This window comes from Mycobacterium sp., from assembly GCF_052144515.1.
Classification (GTDB): domain Bacteria; phylum Actinomycetota; class Actinomycetes; order Mycobacteriales; family Mycobacteriaceae; genus Mycobacterium.
This window is the reverse complement of sequence record NZ_JBKQQD010000198.1, coordinates 1-4334: the sequence shown is the minus strand read 5'-3', so window position 1 is coordinate 4334 and position 4334 is coordinate 1. Positions and strand designations below refer to the sequence as shown.

At 63.1% G+C, this 4334-nt stretch carries 5 protein-coding genes; 1 reads left to right on the top strand and 4 read right to left on the bottom strand.

The window, feature by feature from the left end; genetic code table 11:
* The 4 genes from ACLP9N_RS13905 to ACLP9N_RS13890 all read right to left on the bottom strand — a co-directional run.
* Positions 1-783: lipase family protein (locus ACLP9N_RS13905; RefSeq protein ID WP_442407959.1), on the bottom strand; the 783-nt coding region annotated here is incomplete at its 3' end.
* Positions 783-1430 (bottom strand): hypothetical protein, encoded by a 648-nt coding sequence (locus tag ACLP9N_RS13900; protein ID WP_442407958.1) that lies wholly within the window; start codon positions 1428-1430, stop codon positions 783-785. The genes ACLP9N_RS13900 and ACLP9N_RS13905, both read right to left, overlap by 1 nt.
* 10 nt (positions 1431-1440) lie before the next feature.
* Positions 1441-2880, bottom strand: a complete 1440-nt coding sequence (locus ACLP9N_RS13895) for an alkaline phosphatase family protein (protein ID WP_442407957.1) — start codon at positions 2878-2880, stop codon at positions 1441-1443.
* Between the two features lie 80 nt (positions 2881-2960).
* A complete protein-coding gene (locus ACLP9N_RS13890) occupies positions 2961-3128 on the bottom strand; it encodes a hypothetical protein (protein WP_442407956.1) in 168 nt (55 codons plus the stop codon).
* A gap of 684 nt (positions 3129-3812) precedes the next feature.
* Here ACLP9N_RS13890 and ACLP9N_RS13885 point away from each other — a divergent pair.
* The coding region (locus ACLP9N_RS13885) for a helix-turn-helix domain-containing protein (protein WP_442407955.1) at positions 3813-4334 on the top strand (522 nt) is incomplete at its 3' end.

The following is a 4334-nucleotide window of genomic DNA, read 5'->3' as shown; positions in this document are numbered from 1 at the left end:
CGTTTGCAGCGAATGTTCGCACCCTGGGTCGAACTTGACCAGAATTTTCGGGGGAAGCGGCAAGAACCGAATCGGGTTTAGCTCATAGGGATTGAGCACATGGTCATAGTCCACGGGTGGAGGCAATGTCGGAACGATGTCGAGGCGATTTGCGACCCGATACGAGTTCTTGACCACCTGGTCGTAGGTGTTTGCAAACAGCGAATCCCCGGTGCGCGGACTGCCAAAGGTATAAGCGGCCGGGTCCTTGAAGACCGTATTTGCCGCCACGTCCAGGGCGAGCAGCGTCGCAAGGGCTCCTCCCAGGCTGTGACCGCAAATCGCCACGGAGCTAACCGGACGGGGGAACGGAAGCTTCGCCAAAGCGCTGACCACGGTCGGCGAATTCGGTGCAACACCGGTCCGCAGGGACTCATACATGGCGGTGAAGCCGCCTTCGGTGTGGCCGGCGCCGGTCAGGAAGGGGCATGGCACCGAGAGGAATTCGGCGTCGTGAATCCACTCCAGGGTTCCTTCGGTACCGCGGATCGCGATCGCCACATTGCCGGTTTGATCCTGACAGATCAACCCGATGGAAACCTCGTCGTCGCCTCGGCTCGGGTTGATGTCGGTGGAAAGATCGTTGGCATAGATCGTCGTGACCACTGTGTAGTCTGTGCCGCCGGCGCTTACTTTCTGACCGGCCTGGTTCGTCACGTCACTGGGCAACGTGTCATAGGTTGTGTTCAGGAGTTGACCCAATTTTATTGCCGTCACTAAATCGATCGTCGGCTGCGCAGGCATTAACTCACCCTTCCTGTGTCGTCATCCGAAATCACCGTGTCGGTGTCGCCAACCAAAAGTTGTTGAGGGACTTGGCCGAACACGTAACGTCCTGTGGTGGGGTCAAGAGTAGAGGTCCAGATGACGTCGAACCGGTCGCCTGGCCACGCGGAGGGGACGGTGGTGGCGTCGAGGGTGGGGACGGCCTGAGCGAGGGCGGGGATGTGCTGGTGCTCCCAACAGATCAGCACCACCTCGCCGCCGCTGGCCAGAACCGCCGCGGCGAGGGCGGGTTCCTGTCCTTCGGGCAACGGTGACTGAATGGGGACACCTAGTCGCTCACTGAGACCCTCAATGGTCTGGAAGGTGCGGTGATTCTGCGTCTTGTCCGGATCAGCGTAGGACGGTGAATACAACGCGGTGGGAGTGCGCAGCCCCGCTTGCAACGCGCCTACAGTCGGGTCAAAAAGCACCGTCAACGCTCCTGAGCGTTGCCATCCCCTCGGCAGCAGGGAATGGATGTTCTGATTGCCGTCGACGTCGACCCCGAATGGGGGACTCGGCGGTGGGGCGTGCTTTCCGGGCAGTGGATCGGCCGGTTTCTCGCCGTGGCGAATGACGTAGATCTGTGCGGGAGTTCCGGCTGTGGCCAGCGGGTTTGAGGTCACCATGGTCTCCCTACTGCGTTCCGCGGGTTCGCTCGGCTGTCCATGCCGCCGAGCGTGACGTGATGTAGTCGTGGTAGTCCTGTTCGGTTGTCAGCGTGGGCATTGCGGCGTGGGTCTGGCCTTGGGTGTCGTTGACCGGCAGCGCGGAGACCAGTTGGGCGTACGTCTGCTGGATGTGGGAAGGGGTGCCCGCGACGGGATTGGCGACCGTCGACACGGGGACAGTGACGCCGGTCAGCGGGTCGTCGGTGCGCGGCTGCGAGAGGGTCAGCACGTCGCCGACATCGGGAGCCGCCGCGTCGCGGGCGGTCAACGGCGGCAAGCCCCAACGGGTCTCGACGGTCTTGAGGATCGATGTGTGATCCAGCGGGACGGTTCCGCTCGGGCGGAATACCGTCCCCTCAGCGATGAGCGGTGAGATGAGCACGGTCGGCACTCGAACTCCGAAGCGGGTGAAGTCGAACCCGAACTCACCCGCGCTGCTGTCCGGCGGTACCGCACCGGTCGGCGGAGCGACGTGGTCGTAGCAGCCGCCGTGCTCGTCGTAGGTGATGATCAGCAGGGTCTGGTTCCAGGCGGGCCCGTTGCGCAGCGCGTAGTACACGTCGTGGATCAGTTGCTCCCCGAGGGCCACATCGTAGTTGGGGTGCTGGCTGTTGCCCGACGATCCCCAGCTGGGCTCCAAAAACGTATAGGCGCCAAGGGTTCCCTCCGCCGCTGCGGTTTGAAAGTCACGAAAAACGCCGAAGTGTGACTCGGGCGCGTCGGTGGTATCGGGAAAGTTCAGCCGGGTCAGTGGGGGACTGGTGTAGCCGTAGATCGACCAGGCCAGGTTATGCGCGCTCAGGAGCCCAAAGACGCTCTGCGAGGTGTATTTGGATGTGGAGTCATCCATGTGGCCCTGACTGGTCGCCGCGCACAGGAAAGCCCGGTTGGGAAACGTCTCGGTCGGCGCAGAGCTATACCAGTGGTCGCAGACCGCGAAGCCGCGAGCCAGTCCCGACAGCACCGGCAACAGCTCCGGGGTGAAGACTTCCATGATGTCGGAAGCTGTTGTGCCCGAAATGATCGGCCGGTGCGCGTCGATGCCCTTCAGCGTTTCCGCGAAGTCCGTCACGAATCCACCGTTGGTCGCCGAAGTCCCGGCAGGTGGGCTCGCCACTCCGAAAAGTTGCTCATTGGTGGCCACGAAGCCTTCGCCCGGATCCGCCCCAGGGGTGAAGTAGACGTTGGGTGTGGTTGCGGCCAACGCGCTCACCGGCACCGAGGTGCCGGTGGCATCCGAATTAGACTCCTTACCCGTTAGCCCCTCGAACGGCTGCTTGGTGGCAGGTGAGACGTTTCCCGAGTCGGCGTAAAGAAATCCGAGCATGTGGTCGAACGACCGGTTCTCGAGGACGAGAACGACGATGTGCTCGACTGATCCTAGTTGGTTGGCGGCGGCGGTCACTACGCGTCCTTAATACGCGTCGAGTAAACGGCGGCGTTGCCGGTGACACTCGTCATGAAAAACCTTTCAGGAGTGAGGTTTTACTTAGGTTCGGCGTGGCTCTGTGGAGACACACGGTGCTCACGGTCGAGATAGCCGCGCACGACCTCATCGGCGGCGTCGGCCCTTTTCAACCGCAGCGCCAGCGAATGCGCTTCGGGCAGCTGCCGCAACGCCGCCTCGTACGCATCGATGTCGTCGTGTGCCACCGACTCATCATTGCTGATAGCGGGCTCCCCGGAGTAAGTAGTCGATTACTCGTGTCGCGCTCTGGCAGGGCCATCCTGACATGTGAGCGGGTCACCGACTCGCCCGGCGGGGTCAGTCTTGTGCGGTGCCGGGCGGGGCAGCGCTGTGTACGCCGACATGTTCATCGCCAGAGGGCGGTCCTTTTTGAATTCGGGTAGTTCGCTACTCGTTTCCTTATCGCCGTCGACAATTTATGGTTGCTTCTGACGCAGCCACTGAGCATCGGGAGAAGTCGCTATGTCGCCACAGGTAACGGACGATGCGTTCCGCCGTCGCTGGGCCGACGTGGACTGGTACGCACCGCGGGTCCGGGACCTACGACCCTTCGCGCACAAAGCTACGCATTAGCGCCGATGTTCTACGGCCGAAGCGAACGCATTCTGGAGACCAGCCTCACTGCACGAGACCGTCCAGACGTCAGAACCGAGACAAGCGAGCATTGAAAGGCAGCGACATGTTAATCAAGGCCAATCGCATCCAATCCCCGTCGCACTACCCTTGCGGTCGGCGGACTGCAAGCCGCGTTCTAGCCCATTAGTTTGATGAACCTCTTGACGTCTGAGCCGCCGCCACCTGCCCGTGGTTCAGGCCTTCCTAGGCCGATTGCCGATGCCGGCGCCCAGCCACCGCCATCGGCAGCGGTGATGCCGTCAGCCGCGGCGCGGCGGGGCGTCCTCGACGGCGCATTCGCTGTCTTGGACGCTCTTGCTGACGCCGATGACGGTCTCGGACTGACCGCGCTGGCTCGCGCAAGCGGGCTGGCTAAAACGTCAGTGCATCGGCTCGCCGAACAGCTCGTCGCGATTGGCGCGGTGCAGTGCTTCGACCACCGCTACTATGTGGGGCCGCGGATGTTGCGCATCGGGCAGCGCTGGCAACCGGATCCGCTGCTGCGGCGCTGCGCGCAAGGGCCGGTCCATACCCTTGCGGTGCAATCGCGCGCTATGGCGTCGCTGCGGATCCTGCATGAACGGCGACTCCGGTATGTCTGTGCCGCTGTGCCCCACGGCCACGCCTACATGCCCGACCCCGCCGACCCGGAATCCATCGCCCGCACCGCCACCGGACGGGTCCTCTACGCCACCCAACCTGCCGGCGATGTCACGCTTCCTGCCTGCTGGACCCGACGCGAATGGCGCAACCTGCGCGAGTCCCTCCGGGATCCG